The organism is Streptococcus sp. C150 (assembly GCF_000187445.1).
GTDB classification, from domain to species: domain Bacteria; phylum Bacillota; class Bacilli; order Lactobacillales; family Streptococcaceae; genus Streptococcus; species Streptococcus raffinosi.
In genome coordinates, this window is sequence record NZ_GL698449.1 from 1,329,334 (window position 1) to 1,345,592 (window position 16,259).

15 protein-coding genes and 1 riboswitch are annotated in these 16,259 nt (G+C 40.3%); of the genes, 6 read left to right on the plus strand and 9 right to left on the minus strand.

What is annotated here, in order from left to right; genetic code table 11:
- Positions 1-26: 26 nt before the first annotated feature.
- The 6 genes from spxR to HMPREF0848_RS05945 all read right to left on the minus strand — a co-directional run bounded on the left by spxR (position 27) and on the right by HMPREF0848_RS05945 (position 7,047).
- Positions 27-1,307, minus strand: coding sequence for a CBS-HotDog domain-containing transcription factor SpxR (spxR, locus tag HMPREF0848_RS05920; RefSeq protein ID WP_008535301.1), 1,281 nt, complete (start codon positions 1,305-1,307; stop codon positions 27-29).
- Complete coding sequence (locus HMPREF0848_RS05925; RefSeq protein ID WP_037609169.1) at positions 1,300-1,845, minus strand: GNAT family N-acetyltransferase; 546 nt, start codon at positions 1,843-1,845, stop codon at positions 1,300-1,302. The genes spxR and HMPREF0848_RS05925 overlap by 8 nt, the downstream gene beginning before the upstream one ends.
- Positions 1,846-1,910: 65 nt before the next feature.
- Positions 1,911-3,173, minus strand: a complete 1,263-nt coding sequence (locus tag HMPREF0848_RS05930; RefSeq protein WP_008535303.1) for a UDP-N-acetylglucosamine 1-carboxyvinyltransferase — start codon at positions 3,171-3,173, stop codon at positions 1,911-1,913.
- 85 nt (positions 3,174-3,258) lie between these two features.
- Positions 3,259-5,499, minus strand: a complete 2,241-nt coding sequence (locus HMPREF0848_RS05935; RefSeq protein ID WP_008535304.1) for a DNA internalization-related competence protein ComEC/Rec2 — start codon at positions 5,497-5,499, stop codon at positions 3,259-3,261.
- Positions 5,489-6,184 carry a helix-hairpin-helix domain-containing protein gene (locus tag HMPREF0848_RS05940; RefSeq protein WP_008535305.1) on the minus strand — a complete coding sequence of 232 codons (696 nt, stop codon included), beginning with the start codon at positions 6,182-6,184 and terminating at the stop codon, positions 5,489-5,491. The genes HMPREF0848_RS05935 and HMPREF0848_RS05940 overlap by 11 nt, the downstream gene beginning before the upstream one ends.
- 107 nt (positions 6,185-6,291) lie before the next feature.
- Complete coding sequence (locus HMPREF0848_RS05945) at positions 6,292-7,047, minus strand: lysophospholipid acyltransferase family protein (protein WP_008535307.1); 756 nt, start codon at positions 7,045-7,047, stop codon at positions 6,292-6,294.
- Between the two features lie 103 nt (positions 7,048-7,150).
- Here HMPREF0848_RS05945 and HMPREF0848_RS05950 point away from each other — a divergent pair, with 103 nt between their 5' ends.
- Genes HMPREF0848_RS05950 through HMPREF0848_RS05960 form a run of 3 tightly spaced genes read left to right on the plus strand, consistent with a single transcriptional unit; the run spans position 7,151 to position 9,209 of the window.
- Positions 7,151-8,122 carry a polysaccharide deacetylase family protein gene (locus HMPREF0848_RS05950; protein ID WP_008535309.1) on the plus strand — a complete coding sequence of 324 codons (972 nt, stop codon included), beginning with the start codon at positions 7,151-7,153 and terminating at the stop codon, positions 8,120-8,122.
- 49 nt (positions 8,123-8,171) lie between these two features.
- Positions 8,172-8,936: a tRNA1(Val) (adenine(37)-N6)-methyltransferase gene (locus HMPREF0848_RS05955; RefSeq protein WP_008535311.1), complete on the plus strand. Its 765-nt coding sequence runs from the start codon at positions 8,172-8,174 to the stop codon at positions 8,934-8,936.
- 3 nt (positions 8,937-8,939) lie between these two features.
- Positions 8,940-9,209, plus strand: a complete 270-nt coding sequence (locus HMPREF0848_RS05960) for a GIY-YIG nuclease family protein (protein ID WP_008535312.1) — start codon at positions 8,940-8,942, stop codon at positions 9,207-9,209.
- A 201-nt stretch (positions 9,210-9,410) separates the two neighbouring features.
- Here the strand turns inward: HMPREF0848_RS05960 and HMPREF0848_RS05965 are convergent, their stop codons facing one another.
- The 3 genes from HMPREF0848_RS05965 to HMPREF0848_RS05975 form a co-directional block, all read right to left on the minus strand.
- Positions 9,411-10,997, minus strand: coding sequence for a DEAD/DEAH box helicase (locus HMPREF0848_RS05965; RefSeq protein ID WP_008535313.1), 1,587 nt, complete (start codon positions 10,995-10,997; stop codon positions 9,411-9,413).
- 194 nt (positions 10,998-11,191) lie between these two features.
- A complete protein-coding gene (locus tag HMPREF0848_RS05970; RefSeq protein ID WP_008535314.1) occupies positions 11,192-12,097 on the minus strand; it encodes a magnesium transporter CorA family protein in 906 nt (301 codons plus the stop codon).
- A 12-nt stretch (positions 12,098-12,109) separates the two neighbouring features.
- Positions 12,110-12,490, minus strand: a complete 381-nt coding sequence (locus tag HMPREF0848_RS05975) for a PH domain-containing protein (protein ID WP_002891573.1) — start codon at positions 12,488-12,490, stop codon at positions 12,110-12,112.
- A gap of 103 nt (positions 12,491-12,593) precedes the next feature.
- Positions 12,594-12,712, plus strand: a riboswitch (TPP riboswitch).
- Positions 12,713-12,792: 80 nt separating this feature from the next.
- Between HMPREF0848_RS05975 and thiT the strand changes: the two genes are divergently transcribed.
- From thiT to HMPREF0848_RS05990, 3 genes are all read left to right on the plus strand, one after another.
- The gene (gene thiT / locus HMPREF0848_RS05980; protein ID WP_008535315.1) at positions 12,793-13,368 is read left to right on the plus strand and encodes an energy-coupled thiamine transporter ThiT; all 576 of its coding nucleotides are present in this window, start codon (positions 12,793-12,795) and stop codon (positions 13,366-13,368) included.
- Between the two features lie 167 nt (positions 13,369-13,535).
- Positions 13,536-14,399, plus strand: coding sequence for a helix-turn-helix domain-containing protein (locus HMPREF0848_RS05985; protein WP_008535316.1), 864 nt, complete (start codon positions 13,536-13,538; stop codon positions 14,397-14,399).
- 116 nt (positions 14,400-14,515) lie between these two features.
- The gene (locus HMPREF0848_RS05990) at positions 14,516-15,694 is read left to right on the plus strand and encodes a ryptide export MFS transporter (protein WP_008535317.1); all 1,179 of its coding nucleotides are present in this window, start codon (positions 14,516-14,518) and stop codon (positions 15,692-15,694) included.
- Positions 15,695-16,259: the final 565 nt, after the last annotated feature.

Below are 16,259 nucleotides of genomic sequence, written 5' to 3' on the forward strand. Positions count from 1 at the left end.
TTATATCTTTTATTTTTTATTCATTACTATGTTTTCTTAACCACAACAACTGATTTGCAGACGGCATGATTCCCATGAGTAACCATAAGGTCCAGATGGGCTCTACGTCTGGTCTCAGCAATAATACTCGGGGTAATCGTTACCTTATCATCAATCTGAGCCGCTTGAAGAAAGTAAAACATCATCTCTTCAATCACTAAGCCCTTCTGCGCCTGTTTTTCCATGATTCGATAAACTACTTCCTTAACCATCTCCGCAAGAACACCTTGGGTAAGGTTACCAGAATTATCAATCATGGTTGGTTCCACCTCAAAGTTAAAGGCATGCTTGTCTTGGTTCAGATTAGCTATCATTTGATCGCTAAAGGTGTGCAAATCACCGCGATTATTGTCTTGAAGTTCCTCTAAAACCTGTCGACGGGTGATCGTCCCTAGATAATGTTTTTCGTCATCCACAACAGGAATCATATCATAGTCTTCGAAAATCATCTTTTGAGCCACGGTCGCTAAACTAGTCTCGAGTCTGGTCACCGTAGGTTTTGTCATAATAGCTTTAAGCATGGTCGTTGGATGCTGGTTAGCCACATCACGCATGGTCACAATTCCAACAACCTGATTGTCATCAGACACAATCGGGAAACGAACGAGATTGGTCCGCTTAACCACATTCTGATAATCCCTAACAGTCATTTCAGGAGTCATGTAAGTGTAATCTTCTCGTCTTGTATAAACCTGAGCAACTGGCTTGATATCTGTTTTAATCCGTACATTTGACAGGGCCTGGTTAATCATCGTTGCCACAGTAAAGGTATCATAGGTTGTAACCATGACTGGAAATTGTCTCAATCGAGAAAGTTCCTTAACCCGCTCAGAAACTTGAAATCCCCCTGTTACTAGGATAGCATTATTATGCTCAAGGGCCAATAATTGAATATCTTCACGGTCCCCAACAATAAGCAAATCTCCCTTTGTTAAATAACGCGTGATATTTTCAATAGTCATGGCACCAATGTAAAATTTACTGAAAACACGGTCCAAACCTTCGTGGCCAGAAATAACTTCAGACTCTGTAATCTCAGCAATCTCTGCAAAAGTTAACTTGTCAAGACGTACTTGAACTTTCTTTTCAATGCGAACAGTACCGCTACGAGGCCGAGTCTCTACCAATCCTCGATTTTCAGCCTCTTTAATGGCTCGGTAGGCTGTTCCATCAGACACCTGCAAGTGGTTAGAAATACTACGTACACTGACACGCTTACCGATAGGCAGAGCCTCTAAATAATCTAGAATTTCTTGATGTTTACTCACTATTCTCCTCCTTCTCAAAGCGGAGATAATCACGCATGGCACGGGTGTATCTATCGGCTCCTTTAAAGCGAGACACGAGTTTAAAACCAGACTTTTCTGCCACACGAATAGATGCTTTATTTTCCAAATGGGCTATAAGAATGATACGTTCCATTCCCATAGCTGATAAGGCTAAATCCGTTAGACAAGTGACTGCCTCCGTCATTAGACCTCGTTCCCAGAAAGAGGCATTCAAAAAATAACCAAGTTCGGCAGTCCGTTTCTGGACATCTATCTTTTCAAAACGAATAACACCAATCATCTTACTCGACTCTTTATCCAAAATGGCCCAAACACCCAAAGGTTCTTTCATGAAATAATGGACCAAAAGACAATCCGTCTCCAGCTGAGTTTTGGTCGATGGAAAGAAAAAGCGTAGGTTCTGTGGATTTGACACTATTTCGTGCAAGTCAAATCGATCTGAAAAGATGAGTGGCCTAAAAGAAAGGCGTTCTGACTCAAAGAAGGCAAAAGCCCCCAGACTAGTCCATATATCCATGAAAGTATTATAACACAGTTTTAAGAATGGAAAAAGGCTCAACCACAAGGGATTGAACCTTAGACTTAATCTTCGATCAAAGTAATATCTGCACCCAGATCAGAAAGTTTTTCGATGATATTTGAATACCCACGAAGGATATACTCAATATTCGTGATTTCGGTCTGACCATCCGCCATTAAACCTGCTGTAACAAGAGCTGCACCTGCACGCAAATCACTTGCCTTGACTGGGGCACCAGTAAATTGTGTCGGACCATTATAAACAATTTGACCACCAAGCACCTGAATATCTGCTCCCATACGAGCAAGTTCAGGAACGTGATTCACACGCTTTTCATAAATGGTATCAATGATTTTTCCTCGGCCTCCCGCTTTCAACAATAAGGGAGTCATGGGTTGTTGTAAATCAGTCGCAAAGCCTGGATAAGGTGATGTCTTAATATCCACTGGTTTTAAATCAAATTGTTCTTCGACAAAGATAGAATCCTCTTCAACTGTCATACGAACACCCATTGACTCAAGCTTAGCAATGAAACTCTCGAGATGCTCATAAAGAACATTTTTAATCTTAATTCCCTTACCAATTGCTGCTGCCATAGCAATGTATGAACCTGCTTCGATGCGGTCTGGAATAACTTGGTGGCGAGTACCGTGCAAGCTATCAACGCCATCAATCGTGATAACCTCAGTACCAGCACCACGGACATGTGCTCCCATATTATTAAGCAAGGTAGCTACGTCAATAATCTCAGGTTCACGCGCTGCATTTTCAATAACAGTACGTCCTTGAGCCTTAGACGCAGCCAACATGGTATTAATGGTCGCTCCGACACTCACGGTGTCCATATAGATATGAGCTCCTCTAATACGTTGACCTTCCTCAGTGGCAATACGCATAGACTCAGCTTCATAGGAAATCGTAGCGCCCATAGCTTCAAAAGCCTTTAGGTGAAGGTCGATAGGACGTGGACCTAAATCACATCCTCCAGGAAGTCCCACTGTAGCTTGACCATAACGGCCAATCAAGCTGCCATAGAAATAATAAGAAGCACGGAGTCTACTAATCTTACCAAATGGCATCGGCATATCTTTGACGCCTCGAGGGTCAATTTCAAGCGTTTCGCCATCACGCTTAACCGAACCACCCATTAGCTCAATAATTTCAATTAGATTATCGACATCACTAATCGCTGGAACACCGTCCAAAGTCACTACCCCATCCGATAAAATGATGGCCGGGATTAAAGCAACAACCGAATTTTTAGCCCCAGATACTGTAACTTCTCCTTGAAGTTTCTTACCCCCATTGATAATAATTTTACGCATACTGTTCAATCTTTCTTATACTGGAATATTAGCCTTTTAATTCTACCATAGATTGAGGGGCATGACAAATTAAGAAGTTAAACAATTATCGGACAGTTTCACTTGATAGTTTGAACCATCCCTTAAACCGTATAGCACCATCCTGGTCTGTTCGTAAGACTCTAATATTTCGCTCCTTAAAACGCTCTAGTGTTTCCTCATTAGGATGCTTATAGCGATTATGTTCGCCAGCTGAAATAAGAGCGATTGAGGGCTGTATCTGGTTCAAAAACATTTCAGACGAAGACCCTTTTGATCCGTGGTGTCCAGCCTTAAGAACACTTACTTTTAAATTAGGATAGCTATCTATCAACTCCTTCTCACCCTCTTTCTCCAAATCACCCGTAAAAAGAAAGCTAGTCCCTAATAATTTTCCATAGAGGACAATGGAGTCATTATTGCCACCATCACCGACTTTTTGAGGATACAGAACCTGTAAATGATTTCCCATTATGGGCAATTTATCACCAGCCTTTAGAGGACGGACTGGCCGCTTCAGTTCCTGAAGGCGTTTAACAAAACTAGTCTTAGTCAAGGCTCCCTGACTGACACAAATTTCCTTAATCTTAAACCGTTTAGCCACTTCCTCCAAATCACCAATATGATCTGTATCCGTATGAGTAAGAACCAAATGATCGATACTAGACACTCCTCTAGCTTGCAGGTAGGGAATCACGGTTTTCTCGGCATTGCTCGTCTGGCTACCCTTTTGCCACTTTTCCTTAGAGCCGAAAGTCACCTTGCCGCCTACATCAATCAGAACTGTCTCACCTTTTACACTTCTCAGAAAAATACTATCTCCCTGACCAACATCTACCACAGTTACCTCATTAGTCAAGGGATGTTTGACCCAAATCATCAAAAGACTAAAAGCGATTAAAAGACAAATCCTTATCTGAGGCTTTTTCCAAAAATCAAAGAGAAAAATTAAGACGACTATCATCAAGCCGAACTGAAAGAGGCTGGGTTTTCCTAAAACCAATGGCTGACCGAGCCAAGATTGTATCCAAATTAAAAGGGATTCCATCCATTCAAAAATCGGATTGAGCTGAGTCAGGACAAGAAAGCCCGAGAGTGCAAAGAAAACCGTCAAGACAGGTAAGAGAAAGCTATCAAAAAGTATGGAGAATAGGGCCGTTAAGACTAAACTAAGGGGTTGAAAGGTCCCGTAATAGTAAGTTAGAAATGGCAAGATTCCTAGACTCAATACTAGACTCGTATAGATTGACTTCTTCAGAGAGGGCAACTCCTCAAAATCAAATAAGCACAACAAGAAAGCGTAAGAACAACTTAATATACCTCCCACTGTTAAAAGAAAATGGGGTAAGAAGAGAAATAAAAGAAGTAGAGTCATTCCCATATTATCAAGCTTTTTAAAACCTAACTCAGCCAAAAGACTTTGTATTAAGGACCTTAGTACCGAAGCTGTCCATCCTGTCATTAGCCCATAAAAAAGTGAAAATGGCACTAAGATGATAAAAAGATAGTCTTTAGGAAGGCCAAGACGTAAAAGACCATAGCGAAACCATCCTAGGAAAAAGCCCACCTGCATGCCTGAAAGTGCAAAAAGATGAATAATCCCCAAGCTAGTATAGAGCTGGCTCTGCTCGTCAAACTCTTTGTCCAAATACCCAAAGAGTAGGCCTGTCATATAGTGTCTCATCGGATTAGGAAAATGTGTCTGAATATGAACCAGGGCCTTCCTTCGCAGTTGATGAAAAAAGGTTAGTGGAGAAATGGATTTTAGGGGCGCCACACTGTCCAAGCGCTCCATCTTAGCAATACGATAAATACCCTGACTAGCTAGGTAAGACTGATAATTAAACCCTTGAAAATTACGCTGACCCGTTGCTGGTGATAACTTAATTTTCCCCCTTAAGACAGGTGTCCGACAAACTGTCTTAAAGTAATGTTGCTCCCTTTCTGACTTAAGTCGGTAAAAAATCTGATAGGTTTGCCCCTTTGTCTTACCAACGGCTGATAATTGCTCACCATTCACCGAGATTGTATCTGCAACCAATACTACCTGTTTGATTTCACTAGGAGCTTGTTTATCTTGTATAGTAGCTCTATGATGCAGGAATAGAAAGTAAGCTAGAAAGAAAGCAGCTATAACGCAAACAAATTTAAGAGATACTGTGTTCTTCCAATGATGCTTAAAGAAGCACAGCAATAGAAAGACAAAAGCCCCAATCGCATAGGGATTAGTGGCAAAAATTGTAAAATAAAGGGCAGCAATCAAAAGAGCCAAGGAAAAAAGATTGACTGGAGCCTTTTTAAGCCACATAAATTGATTCTCTGATTTTTTCTAAAGTTTTATCGCCAATTCCTGAGACATTTTTTAAATCATCTACAGATTGGAAGCCACCATGACTTTCACGATAGGCAATAATGTCTTCTGCTCGTTTGGCACCAATTCCTGAAATGGTTTGTAGTTCCTCTGAAGTCGCAGTATTGAGGTTAATCTTGCCATCTTTTTGACTCGTTTTCCCTCCCTTATCAGAAGCCGCACCTGAGTCAGATTGGCCTACCACTGATACATTTTCGTCCTTGCTCGCCACATAAATGACTTCTTCATCTGACAAACTTGCGGCCAAATTGACACTCTTAGCGTCCGCATCCTCAGTCATTCCTCCAGCTGCCTTGATAGCATCCGTCACCCGAGAACTTGCTTTTAGCGTATACACACCTGGCTTTGTCACCGCCCCCTTGACATCTACAGTTACTTGCTCACGTGGTGTATCTGTTGCCTCAGTCTTTGACTGAGCAGGTCTTTCAGAAAGAGCTTTTGAACTTTTCTGTGAAGACGAGGTTGATAGAGCAGAAATATCTGTGTAAGACGTTTCCGCCTCCATGCTATTTCCAGCGCCACAAGTCAGCCACAGGAAGAGACAAAAAATGACCAAGAGTACACTGATGATCCCCACAAAAAGACGATTGTCTTTGACATAAGCTAGAATTTTTTTCTTCACGCTACTCTCCTTAATTGATATCTTTTCTTTTTATTCGTAAAAATCTAGAAAAAATATCAAAAGGATAAAAAAACTCCATCAGATTGACATCTGATAGAGTCCTTTACTTATTTTTGCGTTTCTTTAGCACGATGTTTTTCAGGATTCCAAACAAAGCTAGCCACGTATGAGAAAGCCATTGTTAAAATCACCGCAACGATAGCCACAAGGCCAAGTGGTACACGGTAGATATAGGTCAATGGGTTTGGTTTCTTACCTGTTTGATAGCTCAAAGCTTCTTCATCAAGGCGATCAAATTCAGACTGGATACGACGGGCAACCTCTTGAATATTCTCATCATTCAAACGCTTCAAATCCGAAATATCAATAGGATTTCCGTAGTTCATATCTACACGTTCACCCGTCAAGAGCCCCTTGAGTTCACGAGGCCCTTGATAAACAACTGGCATAATTTTAACCTTTGCCATTTTAGCGATAACCGCAACCCCACCCTTAACATCAGAAGAATGACGGCTACCACTTGGGAACATAATCAAACTACGCTTGCTCTTTTTAAGCATATTAACAGGGTACTTAATAGCCTCCTGACCAGGATTTTCACGGTCAATCGGGAAAGCCCCACACATACGAATCCACCAACCAAAGATGCGACTCTTGAAAAGCTCTTTCTTAGCCATGAAAATAAACTGCTTTGGGCGAGCTGAAAATGCCATATAAACAGGGTCCCACCAAGTCCTGTGAGGAGCCACCAAGATGTAATTCTCATCCTTGTTCAATAACTTGTCACGATTGTGATAATGGGCATTGCCATTAATAATCCAAAGAAGGAAGACAACAAGCCCACGTAAATAAGCGTAAAACACGTTTTTACCTCTTTTTCTACAATTTTTTATATTATACTAGAAAAACGCTTTTTTTTCAGTAAAATACCAGTAAAAAAATTATGCAAAAATACATGAAAACATTATGGCACTTTCTCTTAGTTTGAGATATAATGTAATCATGAAAAGAAGTAATGATATTTTAGGGAATAATCGAAAGACACTTAATATATGTCTTATTATAGCTAACCTTGCTGTACTTGTTGTTTTAGGTTTTGTCCTATTCCAGCACCAAAACTCTAAGGTTAATCGTATGGTTAAGACACCAAAAAACGAACAAGTGTCTAAGGGTTCAAGTAGCTCTTCAAAAAAAGCTAAAAAAGAGGATAAAACACAACTCAAAAAAGGAAGCAACCACAGCATTGAGGCGTCTGACTACGCCTATGATGTCACTGCCGTTAATAACACTATCCGAGGGAAATCAGATGATGTTAAGGGTAAGGTGGTCTTTTTAACCTTTGATGATGGGATTGATCCCACTTTGACACCACAAGTCATGGATATCCTGAAAGAGTATGGCGTTCACGCAACCTTCTTCCACATCGGCTATACCATTACACCTGAAAATGGGGACATCCTCAAACGCCAAATTACTGAAGGACATGCCATTGCCAACCACAGTCTTAGCCATAACTTCAATCTGCTTTATCCAGGACGTGTTCCTAACCAAAGTCAGATTACTACTGAGGTCGACCAAACTATGGCTAATTTCAAGGCAATCTTAGGTAAGGATTTCAAAACAAGAATTTTCCGTTACCCTGGTGGTCATATGTCATGGCAAGGCCTAGAGGGAACCGACCAAGCTCTTGCTAAACAAGGCGTTCAGTGGATTGACTGGAACATGCTCTGTGGAGATGCAGAACCACTCTCTGTTCGTCCAACCACATCTGAAAGCATGATGGCTTATATGGATGGTTCACAGAAATATTTCCCTGAAACTACTGTTAAAGTTGTATTAATGCACGATACAGCTGGTAAGGAGCTGACTGTTCAGACCCTTCCACAAATTATCGAATATTTCAAAAATCAAGGATATACCTTCGGTGTCCTAGAGTAATCACTCGCAACAGTTCCTTTGGGAGCTGTTTTTTGTTACAATAAAAACTATGACAAATCCAATTTTAAAAGATGGAGAACGCATTGACCAGCTCTTCTCCACAGATGTGAAAATCATTCAAAATAGGGAGGTCTTCAGCTACTCTATTGATAGCGTCCTCCTCTCTCGGTTCCCAAAAATTCCAAAGAAGGGATTAATCGTTGACCTCTGTTCGGGAAATGGTGCCGTTGGCCTCTTTACCAGCACACGCACTAAGGCGCCGATTACCTTGGTAGAGTTGCAAGAACGCCTGGCTGATATGGCTAAACGCTCCGTCACTCTCAACCAACTAGAGGACCAGGTGACTGTTGTCAATGACGACCTGAAAAATTTGCTTGACCATGCGCCACGATCTCAGGTGGATCTTATCCTCTGTAACCCTCCCTACTTTAAGGCGACAGAAACTTCCAAGAAGAATCTGTCAGAGCACTACCTCTTGGCTCGTCACGAAATCACGACGAATTTGGAAGAAATTTGTCAGGTTGCACGTCATGCTCTAAAATCTAATGGACGCATTGCCATGGTGCATCGCCCTGACCGCTTTTTGGATATCATCGACACCATGCGCCAGTATAATCTAGCACCTAAACGCATCCAGTTTATCTATCCTAAAATGGGACGTGAGGCTAACATGCTCCTGATTGAAGCCATTAAAGACGGGTCAACGGATGGCTTGAAAATCCTCCCACCTCTCTTTGTGCACAAGGAAAATGGTGATTATACCGACGAAATCTTTGAGATTTACTTTGGGAAAAAGGCTGAGGGTGAGTCCTAAACGATGACAGAAAAGGATAGCAAGGCCTACATGTATGTGGTTGAGTGTGCTGATGGCACCCTCTATACAGGCTACACCACAGATGTCGAACGCCGCCTCAAAACCCATAACTCAGGCAAGGGCGCTAAGTATACCAGAGCTCGCCTACCAGTTAAACTCCTCTACTCAGAAGCCTTCGCTAGCAAGCCTGAAGCCATGAGCGCCGAAGCACTCTTTAAGAAAAAAAGCCGAGAGAAAAAACTGGCCTATATCAAAGAACACACGGAAAAATAACCGTGTGTTTTTTGACTTTACTTGAGACTACTTCTACTTTCTCATAATAACTATTTTACACCCATAATGTTTGCGCTTTCATAAAAAATACTATAATTAGGAAATTTGAAAAAGTTCGCTGACGTCCGCACTCACCTGAGGGAAGTCTAAAAAAATAGGTTTATGAAAAAACGCTCTATTTTCATAGAGCGTTTTCATTGTTTATTTATCACCCTTGTTACGGATAACAAAGCCGTTTTTCTTTTCGCTTGAGGTACGGTGTGGGCGTTTGTTGCCATGGTTTTCGAAGTCACGGCTATTCTTCTTAGACTTGCGTTTGAAGTCACGACGGCCACCGTCTCGGTCATCGCGGTTACGGTCGCCACGGTATCCACCACGACGGTTGTTATCGCGACCGCGGTTGCCACGACCACCTTTGCCGCCTTTACCACCAAAGCCACCACCTGATGGTTTGAATGGCAATGGTTTTTCACGCGCAATTTCCACTTCTGGCATTGTCTCTGGATCTTGAACGGTCAAGCTCAAGATGTAAAGGGCCAATTCTTCAGGTGTGAATTCTTGAGCCAATTTAACCGCATCGCCCTTGAACTTGTCAAAGTTAGAACGGATAGCTTCATCCGCAAAGTCACGTTCAATCTTCTTAAGGGCAACTTTCTTCTTAGCTTGGAAGGCTTCTTGAGCTGTTGGTGGCTTAAGACCTTTCATGCGTTTCTTAGTCAAGTTTTCGATGATTCCCAAGTAACCCATTTCGTTTGGAGCAACGAAAGTAATCGATTGACCTGATTGGCCTGCACGGCCTGTACGTCCAATACGGTGAACGTAGCTTTCTGGGTCTTGTGGGATATCGTAGTTGTAGACGTGAGTGACACCTGAAATGTCAAGACCACGCGCTGCAACGTCTGTGGCAACCAAGATATCGATTTGGTCGTTCTTGAAGTCACGGATAACACGAAGACGTTTGTTTTGGTCAAGGTCACCGTGGATACCTTCTGCACGGAAACCACGAAGTTTCAAACCACGTGTCAACTCGTCCACACGACGTTTGGTACGTCCAAAGACGATTGACAACTCTGGTTGGTCAACGTCCATAAGGCGAGTCATGGTATCGAACTTCTCTTGTTCCTTCACTCGGATAAAGTATTGGTCAACGTTAACATTGGTCAATTCTTTAGCCTTGATTTTCACATGCTCAGGATCTTTCATGAACTGAACGCCAATACGTTTGATGGCATCAGGCATAGTTGCTGAGAAGAGAAGGGTTTGACGTTCTTCTGGTACTCGGCTAATGATAGCTTCAATGTCTTCAAGGAAGCCCATGTTAAGCATTTCATCAGCTTCATCCAAAATCAAAGTCTCGATATTATTGAGTTTAAGAGCCTTACGTTTGATAAGGTCAAGGAGACGACCTGGTGTCCCTACTACAATGTGGGCACCTGAACGGAGGGCCTTGATTTGTTTCTCAATGCTAGAGCCACCGTAGACTGAGCGAACCTTAACGCCCTTGTCACGACCGAAACGGAAAAGCTCTTCTTGAGATTGCACTGCCAACTCACGTGTTGGGGCAATCACAAGGGCTTGGATTGTATTTTCTTCTGTACGAATTTTATCTAGGGTAGGCAAACCAAAGGCAGCTGTTTTACCAGTACCAGTTTGGGCCTGACCGATAACATCCTTACCTTCAAGAGCGAGTGGTATCGTCAACTCTTGGATAGGTGATGGCTTTTCAAAACCGGCAGCTACAACAGCTGATTGGATGTCTTCTGATAGGTTTAAATCTGTAAATTTCAAAGTATTCTTCTTTCTATTTGAAGGCGGTGCGAAGCCACCTTATGAGACTTGGTTATGTAGTATGTTAACTACCTGTATTTAATAGTCGTTTATTTTAACAACTCATCTAGTCTATCATATTTAAGAATAAAAAGACAGTGAATAACGTTTTAAAACCGCCTCCAATTTGAGAAGACGGTTTCACTCACTAATTATTATTTATGGACCAACCAACGCAAGTAGCGGGCCAAGACCAAACAAAGAATCGCACTACCGATAATGATGAAAATCCAGGCTGGACTGACAGTCATAAACGGTAGAGGAACATTCATCCCAAAGAAACCGGTAATAACGGCAAGCACTCCTAAGAGTACCTCAATAATGGTCAGATTGCTCAAGTTGTTGTTCAGATTGTTGTTTAGGATATTGTTATAAGAACCTGATAGGTGCTGTAAGACCTTAGAAATAAGATCCGTCATGGCAACCAACTGCCTGGCTTCAATCATGGCATCATCAAACTGCTCTTTTTCGACCTCATTGAGACGACGATAAATGGCGTGCCCCTTGATGTGTTCCAATAGAAGACGGTTTTGTGTGGCTGCAGCAACCAAATAGACCATGCCTATTCCCAAATCTGAAAGATCGTAAAGATTCTTACTGGTCGTGGTCCGTCTTAGGCGTCGACTAACCTCATCTTTTTGCTGATCCAAACATTCAATGACGGGATAGTAGGCATTTGAAATCATCTCAAGTCCTGCAAAGAGCAATTTGTAGATAGACAAATCCTCATGGTTATCCACATAATCTTGCATCTTGCTTATCACATAAGCGTTATCCTCGTTACTAATGGTCACCAAACGCGTATCTTGAACAATAAAGGTCAGAGGAATGGTTTCATAGTATTCCTTGTCCTTTTCAAGTGCCAGAACGTTATAGATAAAGGTGATTGTCCCATTCTCACGATTGTAGTCCATGTGAGCTCGTTCATTTTTATCCAAAGCATACTCTATGGTTTCCTGATCAATATCATACTTGGTATAAAGATAGGATTGCTCAGAAATAATATCTGAGTCGATATTAATCCAGTGACGCTTATAACCCAGTTCTTTTTCAATAAACATTTTTCTTCCTCATTACTCTAGTACTGCTGCTGCCAAAGCTTGTTGGATTTCAAAGACATTATTATCACTCTTAAATTGAAGGACCTCTGCAGGCTCCAGTGCTGATGAAATCCAAATCTTAAGTTCAGCATCTAGGTCAAAGTGGCCCGAGCTCTCTACAGTGAAACGAGAGATTGAGTGATAAGGGATAGACTTATAAGAAGTCTTCTTCCCTGTAACACCTTGTTTATCGACTAAAATCAAGCGCTTCTCTGTAAAGACAATCAAGTCACGAACAAGGGCATAGGCTAACTCCACCTGTTCACCTGGAATTAAGATGCCCTCCAATTGGCGCTCAACCTTATCATTATCTTTTTTAGATGCATTGCCAAGCAGTCCTGAAAAAAGTCCCATAGTTATTTCTCCTTTTTTATTGTAAAGATAATCCTTGCTTTAACTATACCACAATTTTAGGATTTCAGACACTTGCAAAAATGGGTTTCTGGTAGTACAATTAAGGAGTCACAAGAGGAGCAATTGCTGAGAATGGCTAGCTTGAATTTTTTTCAAGACTTGCCTAAACTCTTACCACCTGATCAGGTTAGAACCTGCGTAGGGATGTGTCTCAAAATAGATTGAAATAGAAGAACTTCTATGACAACGTTTTGATGTGGCAAAAATAGCCAATCAAGACGATTGGTATAGGAGGTTTTTTTATGTCGAAAACAAGTATTCGACCAATGATTGAGGTTGCACTTTTTGCAACTATCGCTTACATTCTCGACTTGGTTACTCAACCCATGTCCATAGGTCCTTGGATTTCCCTTTCCTTTAAAATGGTCCCTATCTTCCTCCTTAGTTTTCGCTGGGGAGTTGGAGCTGGTGCAATGGGAGGCCTTATCTGGGGATTACTCCAAGTGGTGACAGGACAAGCAGCCGGCGGTTGGCTAACCTTAACACAAGGTTTTCTGGAATATTTTGTTGCCTTTAGCCTTATTGGGATTAGTGGTGTGGTCAAACCAGTCCTCGATAAAGCCATCATACAAGGGAAAAAGCTCAAGTCTCTAGTGTATATCACTGGCGGTATTCTGCTAGGGGGCTTTTCACGCTATCTCATTCACTTTATAGCCGGTGTCATCTTTTGGGGAAGTTATGCTCCTAAAGGACAAAGCCCTTATCTCTACTCATTTATTATTAATGGCTCATCTTTCCTAGGAGAAACATTGGCCAGCCTCATTGTTTTCTTCGCTCTACAACGATTCCTAGGCAGATTACTCAATACAGAAAAATAAAAGAAACCATAGGACAATCTTAAGTGGAAGTCCTATGGTTTTTTGTGTGTTTATAAAAAACAGCAATCATTGCCTATTCACAGTAATAACCTCACTTTTGTTTTCCTGTATTTTATGTTAAGATACAAAAAAATATATATTCCCATATATGCAAAATGGAGGCTTCCATGAAAAAATTTGGAGCAATTTTTAAAAAATTTCGTAAATCAAGAGGGATACGATTAAAAGATGTCGCAAAAGCTGGTATCTCGACATCTCAACTGTCTCGTTTTGAAAAAGGACAGACAGATTTAACCATTTCAAAGTTTATGTTGATCTTAGATGAAATCAATATGCCTATTGAGGAATTTATGTATGCTGTCCATGATTTTCATCGTGATGATCTGAATGAGCTATTGTCAAAAATTCGACTTTTTGTATCAACTCATGATATCGATGGATTAAAGAAGTTACTTAATTCTCAATTAGAATCAGAACCTAAACGAGAGAAGTTTCATCACATTAATACTATTTTATTAAAAATTCGCTTGCAGGATTTATCGGGAGAAAGCTATTATACACAGCAAGACCTAACCGATTTAACCGATTATCTATTTAGTGTTGAGTACTGGGGTTATTATGAATTATTGATTTTTGCAAATACCTTAGATGTGTTGAACTATGAGACTCTTATGGTTTTGGCAAAGGAGATGTCTAGAAGGTCTGATTTTTACAAAGAGATTCCTAATAATCGACGCATGATATCAACCATGTTATTAAATGTTTATATTACATGCATAGAAAGAGGAAAACTCATTGATGCACTGTATTTTGAAAAACAATTAAACCAATGCTTTTTTATCGAGACTGAAATTTATGAACGATTGGTTTTTCAATATGCACAAAATTATTATCAATATAAAAAAGAAGGAAATAATCAGTCCATTATCGAAATGAAAAAATATATTGGGGCCATGAAATTGGCAGGGAGCGAGCATATTGCAAAGACTTATGAAGCACATTTGAAAAAATTGATAGAGGAAAATAGTTAGAAAGCATATATGGGAATTTATTAAATAAGATTATTATTCTTGTAAAATTATTTTGTTTAAAAAATATGTGAATCCAATTTCATTTCCAGATTTGGTAACCGATATGGAGAAACGATATGTCTAAATCCTTTCTGAAATTACTTCTCTCTCAATTATTTGCTAACTTAGCTGACATTTTTCTCAGGGTATCTCTCATTGCAAATATCTACGTCATTACAAAATCCGTTATTGCAACCTCAATGGTTCCCATTCTAATCGGATTATCAGCTTTCGTGGCAAGCCTTCTAGTGCCATTGGTGACTAAAAAACTAGCCCTAAATAGAGTTCTTTCATTCACTCAATGTGGAAAGACTTTTTTATTAGCAATACTCCTTGTAATACTCATTAAGGCTCAATTTGTTCCAGCCTTGGAAATGTATATCTTTGTTGTCGCTATTTCTATCTTAGATGGCTTTGCGTCGCCCGTATCTTATGCCATGATTCCTAGATATGCCACAAATTTGGGAAAGGCAAATGCTGCCTTATCAATGAGTAGTGAGGGAGTGCAATTGATTGGTTGGGGACTGGGGGGACTCCTTTACGCTTCGGTTGGCCTATTTTCTACAATGTTGATAGTCCTATTTCTTTATCTTCTTTCTACTTCTGTGATGCTCTTTCTCCCTCAGGCTAAAATAGAGCAGTTAGAGGCGGAGACTAATCTGGATACTCTAATAAAAGGATGGAAGTTAGTTGCAAAAAATCCTAAATTAAAGTTATTTGTCCAAGCAAATTTATTAGAGGACTTCTCCAATACAATCTGGGTATCATCTGTAATCCTTGTTTTTGTAACCGAAGTGCTAAAACAAACTGAAAGTTACTGGGGCTACTCAAATACAGCCTATTCCCTTGGTATCATTTTAGGTGGAATAATTGTCTACAAACTATCCGAAAAGTTTTTAGCTCATAAGTGGAAAAGTATTCTCTTTCCACTCTTAGCAATGGCGACCATCACAGCCAGTATCCTCTTTTTCTCAAACACACAAACATTTTTAATTTTCTCAAGTTTCATCGGCTTCTTTTCTCAGTTAAAAGAAGTACCTGAAAGTGTCTTTCTTCAGGAAACTGTGGATGAAAATCAGTTAGTACATGTTTATTCTGTATTTGAAGTCATTTCAACCCTTGCTTTTTCAGTTTTCGTCTTTCTGATGAGTTCTATTACTGAAAGTTTTGGAATTACAACAAGTTTTTGGCTATCAACAATTTGCATACTTTTAGAAGCTGGCTTGATTTATCATAATCGTAATTTTCTAAAGTAATTAATCATAGCTATACTTGATAACTATTAGGTTTATAAAAAATATAGGACTATCTGATTAGATAGTCCTATATTTTGTGTTGTTTTAGATGAGACGGCTAGCTAGACACCTAATAGGGGCTAGCGTCAAAAGATGAACGATTTACATAAACTAGATAGTCATAGTGTTACGACATGAGAAAACGGAAACGATGTTTTTTCCGTTTTCGAGTTAGTAAGGAACTTAGCCACGGTCTCATAGTATGTAGTGTAGATATCATTATTAAGATGTTACGACACGAAGTCAGACGAATCGATATTATTCGTCTAACGTAGTTAGTGAGACGGCTAGCTAGCCACAAGATAGTGGCTAGCATCAAAAGATGAACGATTTACATAAACTATACATAGCATTACGACATGAGAAAACGGAAACGATATTTTTCCGTTTTCGAGTTAGTAAGGGACTTAGCCACGGTCTCATAGTATGTAGTGTAGATATCATTATTAAGATATTACGACACGAAGTCAGACGAATCGATATTATTCGTCTGACGTAGTTAGTGAGACGGCTAGCTAGACACAAG